This is a genomic window from Caulobacter sp. SRI_008, from assembly GCF_057586355.1.
In genome coordinates this window covers 106,994-121,164 of sequence record NZ_JBYCZS010000009.1, presented here as the reverse complement: position 1 = coordinate 121,164, position 14,171 = coordinate 106,994, and the positions used below count along the sequence as shown (strand labels likewise).

Sequence of the window (14,171 nt, the reverse complement as noted above, 5' to 3'; positions counted from 1 at the left end):
GCGGACGCTGAAACCGGCATCCACTTTCAGCTGCCACGCTCCAGAACGCGCCGTGCGGCGCGGATGACCGGCAGTTCGATCAGCTTGCCGTCCAGCAGGGCGGCGGCCCCGCCGGCGGCGTCGAAGGCCTCGACCACGCGTCGGGCGCGCTGGATCTCGGCGGGCGAAGGGGTGTAGGCGGCGTTCACCGCGGCCACCTGGGCCGGGTGGATGCAGGACCGGCCGGTGAAGCCCAGGGCCTTGGCCCGCAGGGTCGAGGCGGTCAGGTCGTTCGGATCGGCGATGTTCAGGTGCGGCACGTCCAGCGAGGCGACGCCGGCGCGGCCGCAGGCGGCGATCAGCGTGCCGCGGCCCAGCAGCAGGGCGTCCCAGTCCATGGTCGAGCCGAGGTCGGCCGACAGGTCCGCGCCGCCGAACAGGGCGCCGGCCACGCTGGGCGCGGCGCAGATCTCGAAGGCCCGGCGCAGGCCCTCGGCCGACTCGACCACAGGCCACAGCGGCAGGCCCGGCAGGATCTCGCCGGCGGTCAGCAGGTCTTCGGGGGCTGCGACCTTGGGGATCATCAGGAAGTCGAGTCGGGCGCCGCTGTCGGCCAGGGCCACGAGGTCCTTCAGGCCCTCCAGCGTGCGCACGCCGTTGATCCGCAGGCCGACCACGGCGGTGTGCGGCTCAGCGAGAAAGGCGAGGGCGGCGGCCCGCGCCTGCGCCTTGCCGGCCGGCGGCACGGCGTCCTCCAGGTCGATGCAGACCGCGTCGGCGCCGGCGTCCAGCGCCTTGCCGAAGCGGTCCGGGCGCGTGCCGGGCACGAAGAGCAGCGAGCGATAGGTCATGATCGGCTGAGCCGCCCGTGTCGTTGAAATGTCAGGACAATCGCCCTGGCCGTCAATCGCCGATCAGGACCCCTCGCGCGAACGCCTCGGCGATCTTTCTCCGACAGGCGATCCAAACGCCGTCGTGGGCGCGGACGTGTTCGAGGAACTTGCGGAAGGCGCCGATGCGGCCCGGACGGCCGATGATCCGCAGGTGCAGCCCCAGGCTCATCATCCGCGCCCCGACCTCCTGGCTCTCGGCGTGCAGCTCGTCGAAGGTCGCCACGGCGTAGTCCAGCCAGTCCTTGGCGGTCAGCGACGGGGCCAGCCAGAACTTCATGTCGTTGGAGTCCATGGCGTAGGGCAGGATGACCATCGGCTTGCTCTGGCCGTCCGAGGTCTCCACGCGGTCCCAGAACGGGAAGTCGTCGGAATAGTCGTCCATGTGATAGCTGAACCCGGCCTCGGCCAGCAGCCGGCGGGTGTGGTCGGTGTGCAGGTAGCGCGACAGCCAGCCGGACGGGCGCGTGCCGATCGTCTGCTCGATCGAGGCGGCGGCCTTGGTGATGAACTCCCGCTCCTTGGCCTCGTCCATCCAGAACTGGTGGGTCCAGCGATAGCCGTGGGCGGCCACCTCGTCGCCTCGGGCGCGGATGGCGGCGGCCAGGTCCGGGGCGCGCTCCAGGGCAAGGGCCGCGGCCGTCCAGGTGGCCTCGATCCCGTGCTGGTCGAGGATCCGCAGGATGCGTGGCGCGCCGGCCTTGATCCCGTAGAGATAGTTGCTCTCGCTGCCGTGCATGCGCATCGGCTTCTTGGGAACCGCGCCCAGCTCGTCGACCGGCTCGGGGCCCTTGTCGCCGTCGCGGATGTTGTGCTCGGCGCCTTCCTCGACATTGACGACGATCGACAGCGCCAGGGAGGAGCCGTCCGGCCAGCGGAAATCGTCAGGTGCGGGCATGGGGGCTTTCTCCAAGAGGCGAACAGTCTGAGCGCGGCGCTCGCGCCCATCGGGGCGGCGATCCAGCATGCGGCTTCAATCTTCACGGCGGCGCTGGAGCCGCAACGGAGGGAGCGCCCGATGGCCGTCACGCGGATTGTCGCCCTGTTCAACCTGAAGCCCGGCGTCTCGGCCGCCGACTACGAGGCCTGGGCCAAGGAACGTGACCTGCCCACCGTCAACGGCCTGGCGTCGATCGACAAGTTCGAGGTCTTCCGCTCGGCCGCCCTGCTCGGGACCGAGGCGCCGCCGCCCTACCAATATGTCGAGATCATCGACGTCGCCGACATGGACGCCTTCGGGGCCGAAGTGGCGAGCGAAACGATGCAGGCGATCGCCGCCGAATTCCAGGCCCTGGCCGACCCGATCTTCATCGTCACCGACAAGGTGGGCTGAGCATGACGGGACGTTTTGAGGGCAAGACGGCGGTCGTCACCGGGTCCGGTCGGCGCGGAGGCCTGGGGGAGGCCATCGCACGACGCCTGGCGCAGGAGGGAGCGGCGGTTGTCGTTTCCGATCTTGGTCGCCCCGTCGATCCTTCCACGCCAGCCGGGATGATCGGCGGGACCGAGGAGATGGAGGCGATCGCCGCCGATCTGCGCCAGTACGGCGGGTCGGCCAGCACCCAGCCCTGCGACGTGCGTCGCTGGGAGGAGGTCCGGGCGCTGGCCGACCATGCCAAGGAAACCCACGGCTCGCTCGACATCTGGGTCAACAACGCCGGCATCGGCTACATCATGAAGCCGCTGATGGATGTGAGGCCGGAGGACTGGTCGGCGGTCATCGACGTCAACCTGACGGGCGCCTTCTTCGGCCTCAAGGCCGCTGCGGAAGTAATGATCGGCCAGGGCAAGGGCGGGCGCATCGTCAACATCGCCAGCCAGGCCGCCAAGTCCGGCTTTCCGCACGCCCAGGCCTACACTGCCTCCAAGCACGGCCTGGTCGGCCTGACCCGCTCGGCCGCGATCGAACTGGGCGCGCACCAGATCACCGTCAACAACGTCTGCCCCAACCACGTGACCACGGGGCTGGGCGCCTGGCAGAACGAATACTTCGCCAAGGTCACCGGCGCGGCCTCGGTCGAGGCCTACCTCGCCGCCATGGCCGCCCGCATCCCGCTCGGCCGCCCCGGCAAGGCCGAAGACACCGCCGACGCGGTGGCCTTCCTCTGCTCCGACGACGCCAAGTACATCACCGCCGAGAGCTTGAATGTCTCGGGCGGCGAGGAGCCGCATTGAGGGGCCTGGCCCTCATCCGTAAAATCCCCGCGAAAGCGGGGACCCAGGCTTTTTCTGAAACCCGCGGCGCTCGACGATAAAACACCTGGGTCCCCGCTTTCGCGGGGATTTTACGGGGTGGGGTCGCGGGCAAACGGAAACCCTGCCGCCGATTGACGGCTCTCAATACGCCAGCCGCCCTTCGAGCTCTCCGAACGGAACCATCACGTTCGCCCGATACCCCGGCCGCGCCTGCAGCCGCTCGTACCAGGCGACGACGTTCGGAACCTCCGGCCGCGCGATCTCCAGCTCGAAGTAACGATAGAGCGCCGTCCCCGCAGGAATGTCGGCCAGGCCGATCGTCTCGCCGCCGAGCCAGGGCTGCTCAGCCAGCACCTGGTCCAACAGCCGGAAATATCCCGCGCACCGGGCGATCGCCGCCTCGACGCGTGGCAGGTCCCGCTGCGCAGACGGCGTGCGATAGAAGCCCCAGAACACGCCGTTGAGGAAGTCTGGCTGCAGGCTGGCCTGCGACCAGTCCATCCAGCGATCCTGCTGCGACCGCGCGGCCGGTTCGTTCGACCACCAGCGCTCGCCGCCATGACGGGCCGCGAGATAACGCAGGATGGCGTGCGACTCCCAGACCACGACGCCGCCGTCGTCGATCACCGGCACCCGGCCGTGCGGATTGCGCGCCCTGAAGTCGGCATCATCCAGCCCGCCGAAGCCGCCGCCGGCCGGAACGTGCTCGTAGGCCAGCCCCAACTCGTCGGCCAGCCACAGCACCTTCTGCACGTTGAACGAGTTGCGGCGGCCCCAGATGGTCAGCATGGTTCACTCCCCCCTGTGCATCAGGTCACGGGGGCGTTGAGCTTGGCAATGGGGGAGGCATGAGCGATCCGGGCCTGCGACGGGCGACGGGCGACGGCGGCCGACGCCGAGGCGATCACCCGCCTGACCCGCGCCGCTTACGCGCCTTGGGTCACGCTGATCGGCCGCGAACCGCTGCCGATGACCGTCGACTACGCCCAGGCCCTTGCGGTCAACCGTTTCGATTTGCTGGGGGAAAGCGACGTACTGGTCGCCCTGGTCGAGACCGTGCTGGCGGCCGATCACCTGCTGGTCGTCAACCTGGCGGTCGATCCAGCTCGCCATGGCCGAGGCCTTGGCCGCCGCCTGCTGGCTCATGCGGAAGCGTTGGCGGTCGAGGCGGGGCTCTCGACCGTGCGGCTCTACACCAACCAGCGCTTCGAGCGGAACATCGCCCTCTACCGCCAGGCCGGCTATGTCGTGGATCGCGAAGAGGCCCTGGCCAACGGCGTCGTGGTTCACATGCGCAAGGCGCTGGATTCTCAAGAGTTCGCCGGCGGGGCCTTGTAGCGCTCGGGCACGAAGCTCTTCTGCAGGGACTGAGCGTCGAACATGTCGGCGGCCGGCAGCATGCTTTCCACGGCCACGGCGCGAGCTTCCAAAACCAGCCTCTTGTTCTCGTCGTTCACGCGATAGGTTCCGCCGACGATGACGCCCTGGGACGTGATGTCGTAGCTGCGGATGACCTCGGCGTCGGTGACCGTGATGCGATCGGCCTTGCCGAACGGGGTCTGGATCGAGCCGAGATAGGCAGACGCCCTGGTCTTTGGATTGGTGTTCACGCCGCAGGCGGCGACGGCGACCTTGGGGTCGTCGTAGATCTCGCCGGTCGCCACCGTCAGCGCCTTGCCCACGCCCGCGACGCAGTCGGCGATCAGGCGATGGCTCGGCGTCTCGACACGGTGCTTGGTGCCGTCGTGGAACTCCGCCGACCACTCCTCCACCATGCGGCCATCCCGCTCGACCTTGGTCCAGGCTTAGGCGGCGTAGGTGGCTTGCGTCGTCTTGGAGCGGGCGACGACCGCCTCCGCCTTGCTCGACAGCTTGGGCGCAGGATCACCGGCGCCGCAGGAGGCCAGGGCGATCGAGGCGAAAAGCAGGGCTGTCGTAGGGCGCAAGACTTGGCTCCATCAGGCAAGGCCAAGCTTGTCGCACGCGGTCGCCGCAATGCTCAAGGTTGAGCGCCGTGGCGCTAGAGTTTTACCGTCACCTTGCCCATCGACTTGCCTGAGTTGAGCCAGTCCACCGCGTCGTAGATCGCGGCGACGCCTTCGAAGGGCGTGTCGTCGCCCACGGCCTTCAGCTTGCCGGCCGCCTTCAGCGCCGCCAGGTCCGCCCGGGCCGCCGGCCAGTGCTCGGTCAGCAGGCCGTTCATGAAGCCGCGGATCGAGGCGGCCTTGTAGTAGAGCTTGTGGGCTATGCGCGGGGCGCTGACGATCTCGGCGCCGCCGTCCATGTCCTGGGCGACGCCGGCCACCACCAGGCGACCGTGGCGGGCCAGGTTGTCGGCGAAGGCGTCGAAGATCTCGCCGCCCACGGTGTCGATGGCGACGTCCAGGGCCTCGGGGAAGTCGCGGGCCAGGGCGGCGGCGACCGGCTCGGCGCGGTAGTCGATCACCGCGTCGGCGCCGAGGCTTCGCACGAAGTCAGCCTTCCTCGGGCCGCCGCAGACGGCGATGACCTTGCAGCCGTGGGCCTTGGCGATCTGCACCAGGATGTGGCCCAGGCCGCCGGCCGCCGCCGAGATCGCCACGGTCTCGCCGGGTTTGGCCTGGCCGATCTGGTGGAAGGCGACATGGGCCGAGACGCCGGTCGAGGCCAGGATCAGCGACTCCTCGTCGGCCGCCGGAACCTTCACGAAGGTGCTGGCCGCCGCGATGTTCATCTCGCGATAGCCGCCGCCGAAGCGGACGCTGGCCACCGCGTCGCCGACCGCCAGATCCGTGACGCCTTCGCCGACGGCCTCGACGATTCCGACCGCTTCGACGCCCATCGGCATCGGCGGGGAGACCTTGACGTAGCTGACGGCGTTGCGGGCGATCTGTACGTCGAACAGGCCGTTGATCCCGCACCAGGCGTTGCGCACCGCCACCTCGCCGGGGCCGGGCGCGCGCATCGAGATCTCCACCACGTCGGTGGCCTCGCGCAGGGTGCGGGCGAAGCGGCGCAGTTCGAGGGCGCGGTAGGTGCTCATTTCGGGGCTCCGAGGCCGAGGACGCCGGGATTGACCAGGCCTTGCGGGTCGAGCGCGGCCTTCACCGCCTCCAGCAGCGCCCGGGAGGCTTCGTCGAGGCTGTCGGCATAGGGATAGACGCGGCCGATCTGCAGGTGACCGGCGCCTTCGGCCTGGAAGATCGCCATCACCCGCGCGCGGGCCTGGCTGACCACGGCGAAGGCGGTCGGGTCGTGCGGCAGGGCGGGCAGCTTGGCCAGCAGGTGCGGCTCGATCGTCGCCTCGTGCAGGGCGTGGCGGGCGCCGGGCCAGTAGAAGGTCGGCTCGATGACGAAGGCGTTGGTCGACAGCGCCGTGAACATGAAGGCCGTGTCGATCCCGTGCTCGGCGAAGGCGCCCGCCATCTCGGCATAGACCGCCTCGATCGCCGCGTGGATCGCGACGGCGCGCGACAGCGGCGCGACGCATTGCAGGGTCGCCCATCGCTCGCCGCCGGGGCCAAGGATGCTGTTGGCCGCCGGGAAGGGCTGGGCGCGGATGATGCGGGGGATGCTGTTCTCGATCTCGCGGCCGGCGAAGCGTTTGGCGATCGCTTTCGCTTCGGCGAGATCGGCCTCGACGCCGGCCTTGCTGCGGCCTTCGCAGATCACGTGCAGCGGATAGTCGTCGGCGCCGACGAAATCGCGGCCGGCCAGGGCCACCTTGGCGGCGGCGACGGCGCCCTTCAGCAATGAGCCTTGCTTGGCGGCCACGTCCTTCAGCACCTTGACGTCGCTCAGTAGCGACGAGCGGCGCAGGCGCACCTTGGTGAGGTTCGGATCGAAGCCGCAGAGTTCGCTGGCGATCCCGGCCCGGGTCATCTCGGCCATCGCCTCGATGATCGAGGCGGCGTCAGTGAAGGCGAAGGAGGCGTAGGCCTCGTGCGCGGGGCGGCGGATCAGGCGCAGCGTCACCTCGGCCTTGATGCCCAGCGCCCCGCAGTCGCCGCCGAACAGACCCGTCAGGTCGGGGCCGTAGAACCGCCAGAACGGATGCTCGCCGTCCTTGCCGCGCGCGCCGGTGCGCAGGATGCGGCCCTCGCCCGTCACCACGGTCAGGGCCACGACGCTCTCGCTGGTGGTGCCGTAGTGGCCCGCGCCGAAGAAGGCGTTCTGCTGCGACAGGCCCCCGCCGATGGTCGAGGTCAGGCCCGACATCGGCCCCCAGAACGGCGCGCGCAGGCCCAGCGGCGCCAGGGCGTCGTCCAGTGTCTTCCAGGTGCAGCCGGCCTGGACGGTGGCGACCATGTCGGCCGCGTCGATACGCACGATCTGGTCGAGCCTGGAGAGATCCAGGCTCAGCGTGCCGGCGCGGGTGGGGATGTAGCCCTTGGTGTAGCTCATGCCGCCGCCGCGCGGGGCCAGGGCCAGGCCTTCGCGCGCGGCCAGGGCGGCCACGGCGGCCAGCTGCTCCACGCTGGTCGGGGCGACCACGGCCAGCACCGTCTCGTCGGCGATGGCGAAGATGTCCTGGCTGAAGAGGACGCGGGCCGCCTCGTCGTCGCGGACGCCGGTTTCGCCGACGATCTCCCGCAGGGCGGCGAGCGCGGAAGTTCGGCTGGCGGATGGATCGGATTTGGCGGCGGCCACGGGCAGGTCCGGAAAGCTAGGGTCGCCCCATCGATAGTCCCAACCGCGGGGCGGCCGGGCAGGGGGCGCAGGCTCTCTCCGACAGGCGGCGCCCGCCGGAGCGAAAGCCGACCATGAGCAAGACCCTGGAAGTCGTCCTCAAGCGCACGATCGAGGACGTGCCCGTCGCCGCCGATTTCGAGGTGATCGAGCGGGCCGCCCCGACCGAAGCCCCGGCCGGCCAGCTGCTGGTGCGGGTGCTCTACCTGTCGCTCGACCCCTATCTCGGCTCGCGCTTTCGCGGCCGGCACATGGGCGAGCCGCGCCCGGCGCCGGGTGAGACCCTGCCGGGCTCGTCGGTGGCCGAGGTCATCGCCTCGGGCCATCCAGACTTCGCGCCCGGCGACCACGTGGTCGGCGACGCCGGCTGGACGCAGGTCGGCCTGATGGACGCCAAGTTCGCCCGCAAGGTCGACGCCTCGCTGGGCGTTTCCAACCACCTGGGCGTGCTGGGCATGCCAGGCCTGACCGCCTGGGCCGGCGTCACCCAGCTGGCCAAGGTCGGCGCGGGCGACGTCTTCACGGTCGACGCGGCCGCCGGCAGCGTCGGCGGCACCGCCGGCCAGATCGCCAAGATCCTCGGCGCCAAGGCCGTCGGCATCGCCGGCGGGGCCGACAAGGTCGCCCAGGTGATCGAGCGCTACGGTTTCGACGGCGCCGTCGACTACCGCAACGAAGGCTGGGTCGACGAGCTGAAGGCCCTGACCGACGGCGGTCCCACCGTTCACTTCGAGAACGTCGGCCTGCCGATCCTCAACCCGGTGTTCGGTCTGCTGAAGACCTACGGCCGCGTGGTGATCTGCGGCCTGTCGGCCCACTACCACGCCGACGGCCCGCCGCCGCAGTTCGGCCTGGGTCCCATCGTCGGCAAGCGCGCCGCCGTCATGGGCCTGGTGGTCTACGATTTCTATCCGCGCTGGAACGAGTGGGTGAAGACCGCCGAGCCCTGGCTCAAGGAAGGCCGCCTGGTGCAGGTCGAGGACTTGGGCGAGGGCATCGAGTCGGCCCCGGCGCAGTTCGAGCGCCTGATGAAGGGCGCCAACGCCGGCAAGACGCTGGTGAAGGTGGGCTGAGGCCGACCTTCCGCCAACGATTTCAAACAGTCGTCATCCCGGAAAGCCCGCAGGGCTTATCCGGGACCCAGAGGCCGGCGCACTGCGTCGGCCCCTGTTCGTTTGCGAGCCCTAGCGCCGCCGCGCCCAGTCGCCTGGGTCCCGGCTCTGCGCTTCGCTTCGGCCGGGATGACGAGCTGGGAGGGGCGCGGAGAGCCTAGGCCTTCCCGAACCGCGCATAGAGCGCCGCCGCCGCCAGGTTGAACGCCGCCGGGGCATAGGCGAAGGCCACCGCCACCCCGACCAGCGCCGAGCCCGGCTGGGCGGCGCCGGTCACCGCCAGGGCGCTGGAGAAGCCGAAGGCCGACAGGATGAGGCCCGTCAGCAGGGTGCCGCCCAGGGCGAAGCCGATCTTGTCGGCGCCGGTCCACAGGGCCGAGAACACGCCGGCCCGGCTTTCGCCATGCTCGGCCTCGTCCTTGGCGATGACGTCCGACAGCAGGCTGTAGCCCATCAGGCTCCAGCCCGAATTGAACAGGGCGAACAGCACCACCACGGCGTAGATCGCCGGCAGCGGCGCGCCGGCCATCACGCCCCAGGCGGCCTGGACCACGGCATGGCCCAAAGCGGCGGCGATATAGACGCGCTTGCGGCCGAAGGCGGTCGACAGCCTGATCCACAGCGGCTGGGCGGCGATGACCACGGCGCTCATCACCAGCACGATCATGCCGATCTGGGTCAGGGCGTCCGCGCGGCCCATGTTGTAGCTGAGGAAGTAGACCATGGCCGCATAGCCCAGGCCTGAGCCGACCAGCTGCAGAACATAGGCGCCCAGCAGCGGCCGGAAGGTCGGGTCGGCCACGGCGCTGAGAATCGCCTTCAGCCGCATGGCCGGGGCGCCAGCCGCCTGCACCACGGGGCGCGGCGAGGCCAGGAAGGCGATCAGCAGGCTGATCGAGCACACCGCCGCCAGCACCAGCGACATCTGCGAATAGGCCGGCCGTCCGCCGCCCCAGGTCTGCACCAGCACCGGCGCCAGGGCGTTGCCGACCAGCAGGCCGATGGCCGAGAAGCCCATCCGCCAGGCCATGACCACCGTCCGCTCCTTGGGATCGTCGGAAAGTTCCGTGCCGATCGCCAGGTAGGGCACCGAGAAGGCCCCGAACACGATCATGTAGACGCTGAAGGCGGCGGCCACGTAGCCGGCCTTCAGCGCGGGGCTCCCTTCCGGCACGTGGAACAGCAGGATCAGCGCGGCCGGCGCCAGCAGCGCCCCGACCAGCAGCCACAGCCGGCGCGGAACCCGGGCCTTCCAGCGGTCCGACACCAGGCCCACCGTCAGGTCCGAGATCAGGCCCCAGAACAGCTTGGGAAAGAAGATCGCGGCCCCGGCCAGCGCCGGCTCGACTCCAAGCGCATTGGTCATGAAGAACAGCAGCAGCAGCGAGGGGGCGTCGCGGAACACCTGGCCGGCGATCTGGCCCGCGCCGTAGCCGGCGTGGACGAGCAGGGGCAGGCGGGGCGAGGGCGGCTTGGCGGCGGTCATGGCGCGGATCCGATGATAGGGATCGGCGACGCTAGGCGCGAAACGAAGGTTCAAGGGGGCGCGAGAGCCGGCGCCCGACTGTCGGACACTGACAGGTCAAAACAGCGTGCGGCTGCGCGAAGCCTCGGCGCCAGCCGCCTTCGCGGCCGTCTGGCGCGGCCATCCGGTTTCAGATCACGAGTTCTGAGAGAGAATGGTGGGTGTAGTAGGATTCGAACCTACGACCCGCTGATTAAGAGTCAGCTGCTCTACCAACTGAGCTATACACCCGTTCGCGTTTCGAAGTCGCTTTCGCGTCCCCGACGGCGAGGCGCGATACATACGCCAAGGCGCGGTAAGTGCAATCCACTTCAGAACATTAGGTGTGGATATATTCGTCGCATCTGAAGCCAGACGTACGGGCGTAGCAAGGGGACCCCGGAGGGGGAATTCTTTACTGGATCAAGTTTTGCGGAGAATGGTGGGTGTAGTAGGATTCGAACCTACGACCCGCTGATTAAGAGTCAGCTGCTCTACCAACTGAGCTATACACCCATTCGCGATTCCGAAGCGCTGAAGCGTCCCGGCGGCGAGGCGCGGAACATACGCAATGAATTTGAGAGCGCAAGGACTTTTTCGATGGCCAGGCGAGATATCAGCGGAGCCGTGGATTTCGCCTATCTGGAAGGGTTCGCGGCCGGCGACGCCACGGTGATCGAGGAGGTGCTGGCCCTGTTCCGCGAACAGGCCGCGCTGTGGACTCCGATGCTGTCGCCCGACCACCCCGGCTGGCGCGACGCGGTCCATACGGTCAAGGGCGCGGCGCGCGGCGTCGGGGCCAATGCGCTGGGCGACGTCTGCCAGCGCGCCGAGGCCGGCGAGGCCGGCTTGGACGAGGTGATCACGGCCCTCGATGCGGTGCTGCTCGACATCGCCGCCTATGTCCACGAGCAGGCGCTGCGGTCGCTGAAGGGGTAGCGCCCCCTCAGCCGACCGCGATCAACGACCGGTTCCAGGCGATCAGCGGCGAGGCCGGTGTGAGCTGGTGCTGCGTGGCGGTCACGATGAACACCGAATGGGTCTGGGCTTCGACGATGCTGTCGATCTCGCAGACCGCGACGGCCAGGCCCCGCTGATAGGTCGGCGGCGTGTCCGGCGTCAGTCGCCAGCGTTCGGGCGCGAAGCGTTCGTGGGCCAGGCTCGGGCCGCCGAACCGCAGGGCCTCGTCCTTGTCGGCCGCGCCCAGCAGGGCGATCGACAGAGCCGGGCGGCGCAGGAACACCTCGTGACAGCCGGCTTCCTTCCGCACGCAGAACAGGAAGCGCGGCGGCTCGACCGACAGTCCGGTGATCGAACTGACCAACAGGCCTCGCGGCGTGTCGCCATCCCAGCAGGAAACGATGGCGACGCCGCTGGCCAGGTGGGCCAGCACGTCCTTGAAGTCGGCGCTGGCAGCATAGGAGGTCTGGACGGAAGCGGCCAGCGCCGCGGCCTGAGCGGTCATTTCGGCGGCCCCCGTCCCTGGCGTCCGGATCAGCGGGCCGGCGCGCCGGCCGGGGCGAGGTCGTCTTCCTCGTCCTCGTTCAGCGCCCCCAGCTCGCCCCGCTCGCGGGCCTTCTTGCCGTAGACCTGCTCGAACAGCGGCGAGGTCATCAGCGTGGTGACCAGGGCCATGACCACCAGCATCGAGAACAGCGCCGGCCCGATGATGCCCTTCTGCAGGCCGATGTTGATGATGATCAGCTCCATCAGGCCGCGGGCGTTCATCAGCGCGCCGATGCCCATGGCCGTGGCGTTGTCCTGGCCGGTCAGGCGCGCGGCGGCCCAGCAGGCGCCGCCCTTGGCCAGGATCGAGCCGACCAGGATGACCATGGCAACCGCCGCCAGCGACCAGCTGTTCAGCAGGTTCATCTGGGTGTTGAGGCCCGAGAAGGTGAAGAACATTGGCACCAGCAGGGCGACCGTCAGGGGCTCCAGCGACTTCTTCAGCTCGCGGGTCAGGACGCCGCGCGGCATGGCCGTGCCCAGCAGGAAGCCGCCGAACACCGAGTGCAGGCCGGCCGCGTCCATGGCCCAGGCGCTGAGCATGAACAGCATGATGACCACGCCCAGCTGGGGCGGCGTGATCTTGCCCTCGCGCTCGGCCCAGCGACCCAGCGGCGCCAGCAGCTTGGGTCCCAGGGTCAGCATGAACAGGGCGAAGGCGCCGCCGCCGATCGCCGCCTTCATCGCCACGGCGGGGCCGCCGCCGAAGCTGGCCAGGACGATGGCCAGAACCGTCCAGGCGCCGGCGTCGTCGATGGCGCCCGACGACAGGGCCAGCGAGCCCAGCCGGGTCTTGGTCAGGCCGCGCTCCTGGATGATGCGGGCCAGCACCGGAAAGGCGGTGATCGAGATGGCCGCGCCCATGAACAGCATGGCCTGGAACGACTGCACGCCCTTGCCGAACAGGTTCAGGCTCATCAGCCACGGCGTCAGGGCGATCGCCACCAGGAACGGCGCGATCATGCCCGACAGCGACACCGTCACCGCGCTCTTGGCGTTGGCCTTGAAGTGATCGGCGCGGAAGCCGACACCGACCAGGAACATGTAGAGGCCCACGCCCAGCTGCGCGCCGACGAACAGGACCGACTTGGTCTCCTTGGGGAAGATCATGTGCTGGATGTCGGGGGCCAACAGGCCGAACAGCGACGGACCCAGTATGATGCCGGCGATCATCTCGCCGATCACCTGGGGCTGGTCGAAGAACCGCTTCATGACCCAGCCGCTCGCGCGGCAAGCCGCCACGATGACGAACATCTGCAGGAAAAAGGCTACGCTCAATTCAGCCGGCGTCACGGCGTCCCCCTGTGATTTTCGCCGCTTGGAAGCGGTCGCGTTTCATCCCTGGAGGGAACGCTAACAACGCGAAAACTCGGCTGGCAACAGGTTTTGGACAACGTTGTCACTGTAGGTACGTGCCTACAGATAATCGCGGTCGGCGTGATGCCGGACGCGCGCGCCGCCACGCCGCCGAACGACGCTGGGGGCGGAGGCCGCGTCCGAGGTCGGATCGACATTCATCTGATGGTTGCCCCAAGATCCGTCTTTCCCCGCGAAGGCGGGGATCCAGGCTGACGTTCAGGGGGAGGCGCGGCCGTGATCCATTCGCGGACTCGGCTTGGGTCCCCGCCTTCGCGGGGATGCTCGGTGAAAAATTAGCGCGAGCCCGTGGAGAAGGATCCGTCCTAGACCGGGTTCGGAATCGAGTCCGTCAGATCCTCGAACTCGCCGACCTCCAGGCCGGCCGTTTCCTTGCGGGTGATGATCTTGGTGTCGTAGCTGCGCGAGACGAACACCCGCACGCCGCGATAGCGCTGGCCGCGCTTGGCCGAGACGGTCTCGGTGCGGATCTCCGTGCCGTACGCCCGGTCGCTCAGATAGATCAGGCCGGGACGCAGGTCGTCGTCGCCCTTGGCGAGCGCTTCGGCGGCCATCTCGTCCAGCTGCTGGTCGATCTCTTCCTTGGTCACGCGGCGCCCTTGGTCCGGTCCCAGCTGTCGTGCTCGTAGGCGATGCAGCGGTCGATCAGGGTGCGCCACACCGGCTCGGCGATGGCCTCGGAAAGGCCCGCGTCGCGCGCGGCGGCCTTGACCTTGTCGACCACGTCCTCGATGCGGGCGCGGTCGAACACCTTGCTGCGGTCGGTCTTGATGCGGGCGGCGGCGTCCATATAGCCCTGGCGCTCGGTGAGCAGGGCCACCAGGGCCCGGTCCAGGGCGTCGACGCCCTGGCGCACGTCGACCATGGTCTGGCAGTCGGCCGGCGCGAGGCGCTCGTCGACGTTGAGAGTCGTCTTGATCATGCGCCCCTTTAAGCCGG

General features: G+C 69.2%; 17 protein-coding genes and 2 tRNA genes. 5 read left to right on the top strand and 14 right to left on the bottom strand.

Annotated elements, in window-relative coordinates; translation table 11 throughout:
• Positions 1 to 26: 26 nt before the first annotated feature.
• Complete coding sequence (locus AC2YHT_RS10130) at positions 27 to 830, bottom strand: HpcH/HpaI aldolase/citrate lyase family protein (protein WP_487289529.1); 804 nt, start codon at positions 828 to 830, stop codon at positions 27 to 29.
• Positions 831 to 882: 52 nt separating this feature from the next.
• Positions 883 to 1,767, bottom strand: coding sequence for a polysaccharide deacetylase family protein (locus AC2YHT_RS10125; protein ID WP_487289527.1), 885 nt, complete (start codon positions 1,765 to 1,767; stop codon positions 883 to 885).
• A 120-nt stretch (positions 1,768 to 1,887) separates the two neighbouring features.
• Between AC2YHT_RS10125 and AC2YHT_RS10120 the strand changes: the two genes are divergently transcribed.
• Positions 1,888 to 2,202 (top strand): hypothetical protein, encoded by a 315-nt coding sequence (locus AC2YHT_RS10120; RefSeq protein ID WP_487289525.1) that lies wholly within the window; start codon positions 1,888 to 1,890, stop codon positions 2,200 to 2,202.
• A gap of 2 nt (positions 2,203 to 2,204) precedes the next feature.
• Positions 2,205 to 3,044, top strand: coding sequence for an SDR family NAD(P)-dependent oxidoreductase (locus tag AC2YHT_RS10115; RefSeq protein ID WP_487289524.1), 840 nt, complete (start codon positions 2,205 to 2,207; stop codon positions 3,042 to 3,044).
• Between the two features lie 162 nt (positions 3,045 to 3,206).
• On the opposite strand, the gene AC2YHT_RS10110 is transcribed toward AC2YHT_RS10115, so the two are convergent.
• Positions 3,207 to 3,854, bottom strand: a complete 648-nt coding sequence (locus AC2YHT_RS10110; protein ID WP_487289523.1) for a glutathione S-transferase family protein — start codon at positions 3,852 to 3,854, stop codon at positions 3,207 to 3,209.
• Positions 3,855 to 4,034: 180 nt separating this feature from the next.
• On the opposite strand from AC2YHT_RS10110, the gene AC2YHT_RS10105 reads away from it, so the two are divergent.
• Positions 4,035 to 4,403: a GNAT family N-acetyltransferase gene (locus AC2YHT_RS10105; protein WP_487289521.1), complete on the top strand. Its 369-nt coding sequence runs from the start codon at positions 4,035 to 4,037 to the stop codon at positions 4,401 to 4,403.
• Here the strand turns inward: AC2YHT_RS10105 and AC2YHT_RS10100 are convergent.
• The 4 genes from AC2YHT_RS10100 to AC2YHT_RS10085 form a co-directional block, all read right to left on the bottom strand.
• Complete coding sequence (locus tag AC2YHT_RS10100) at positions 4,376 to 4,840, bottom strand: hypothetical protein (protein WP_487289520.1); 465 nt, start codon at positions 4,838 to 4,840, stop codon at positions 4,376 to 4,378. The two genes, AC2YHT_RS10105 and AC2YHT_RS10100, sit on opposite strands and share 28 nt — an antisense overlap.
• Positions 4,841 to 4,870: 30 nt before the next feature.
• Positions 4,871 to 5,011 (bottom strand): hypothetical protein, encoded by a 141-nt coding sequence (locus tag AC2YHT_RS10095; RefSeq protein WP_487289518.1) that lies wholly within the window; start codon positions 5,009 to 5,011, stop codon positions 4,871 to 4,873.
• A 74-nt stretch (positions 5,012 to 5,085) separates the two neighbouring features.
• On the bottom strand, positions 5,086 to 6,087 hold the full coding sequence (locus AC2YHT_RS10090) for a zinc-binding dehydrogenase (RefSeq protein WP_487289516.1): 1,002 nt from the start codon (positions 6,085 to 6,087) through the stop codon (positions 5,086 to 5,088).
• Complete coding sequence (locus AC2YHT_RS10085; RefSeq protein ID WP_487289515.1) at positions 6,084 to 7,694, bottom strand: FAD-binding oxidoreductase; 1,611 nt, start codon at positions 7,692 to 7,694, stop codon at positions 6,084 to 6,086. The genes AC2YHT_RS10090 and AC2YHT_RS10085 overlap by 4 nt, the downstream gene beginning before the upstream one ends.
• A 113-nt stretch (positions 7,695 to 7,807) precedes the next feature.
• Between AC2YHT_RS10085 and AC2YHT_RS10080 the strand changes: the two genes are divergently transcribed.
• Positions 7,808 to 8,806: a zinc-binding dehydrogenase gene (locus AC2YHT_RS10080; RefSeq protein ID WP_487289513.1), complete on the top strand. Its 999-nt coding sequence runs from the start codon at positions 7,808 to 7,810 to the stop codon at positions 8,804 to 8,806.
• A 196-nt stretch (positions 8,807 to 9,002) separates the two neighbouring features.
• On the opposite strand, the gene AC2YHT_RS10075 is transcribed toward AC2YHT_RS10080, so the two are convergent.
• From AC2YHT_RS10075 to AC2YHT_RS10065, 3 genes are all read right to left on the bottom strand, one after another.
• A complete protein-coding gene (locus tag AC2YHT_RS10075) occupies positions 9,003 to 10,331 on the bottom strand; it encodes an MFS transporter (RefSeq protein WP_487289512.1) in 1,329 nt (442 codons plus the stop codon).
• Between the two features lie 194 nt (positions 10,332 to 10,525).
• Positions 10,526 to 10,601 (bottom strand) — tRNA-Lys (locus AC2YHT_RS10070).
• A gap of 188 nt (positions 10,602 to 10,789) precedes the next feature.
• A tRNA-Lys gene (locus AC2YHT_RS10065) sits at positions 10,790 to 10,865 on the bottom strand.
• An 84-nt stretch (positions 10,866 to 10,949) separates the two neighbouring features.
• Here AC2YHT_RS10065 and AC2YHT_RS10060 point away from each other — a divergent pair.
• On the top strand, positions 10,950 to 11,288 hold the full coding sequence (locus AC2YHT_RS10060; RefSeq protein WP_487289511.1) for an Hpt domain-containing protein: 339 nt from the start codon (positions 10,950 to 10,952) through the stop codon (positions 11,286 to 11,288).
• A 7-nt stretch (positions 11,289 to 11,295) separates the two neighbouring features.
• Here AC2YHT_RS10060 and AC2YHT_RS10055 read toward each other — a convergent pair whose 3' ends face one another.
• The 4 genes from AC2YHT_RS10055 to AC2YHT_RS10040 all read right to left on the bottom strand — a co-directional run bounded on the left by AC2YHT_RS10055 (position 11,296) and on the right by AC2YHT_RS10040 (position 14,154).
• Positions 11,296 to 11,814, bottom strand: coding sequence for a flavin reductase family protein (locus AC2YHT_RS10055; protein WP_487289509.1), 519 nt, complete (start codon positions 11,812 to 11,814; stop codon positions 11,296 to 11,298).
• A 29-nt stretch (positions 11,815 to 11,843) separates the two neighbouring features.
• Complete coding sequence (locus AC2YHT_RS10050; RefSeq protein WP_487289508.1) at positions 11,844 to 13,133, bottom strand: cation:proton antiporter; 1,290 nt, start codon at positions 13,131 to 13,133, stop codon at positions 11,844 to 11,846.
• 404 nt (positions 13,134 to 13,537) lie between these two features.
• Complete coding sequence (locus AC2YHT_RS10045; protein WP_487289507.1) at positions 13,538 to 13,822, bottom strand: hypothetical protein; 285 nt, start codon at positions 13,820 to 13,822, stop codon at positions 13,538 to 13,540.
• The gene (locus AC2YHT_RS10040; RefSeq protein WP_487289506.1) at positions 13,819 to 14,154 is read right to left on the bottom strand and encodes a chorismate mutase; all 336 of its coding nucleotides are present in this window, start codon (positions 14,152 to 14,154) and stop codon (positions 13,819 to 13,821) included. The genes AC2YHT_RS10045 and AC2YHT_RS10040 overlap by 4 nt, the downstream gene beginning before the upstream one ends.
• Positions 14,155 to 14,171: the final 17 nt, after the last annotated feature.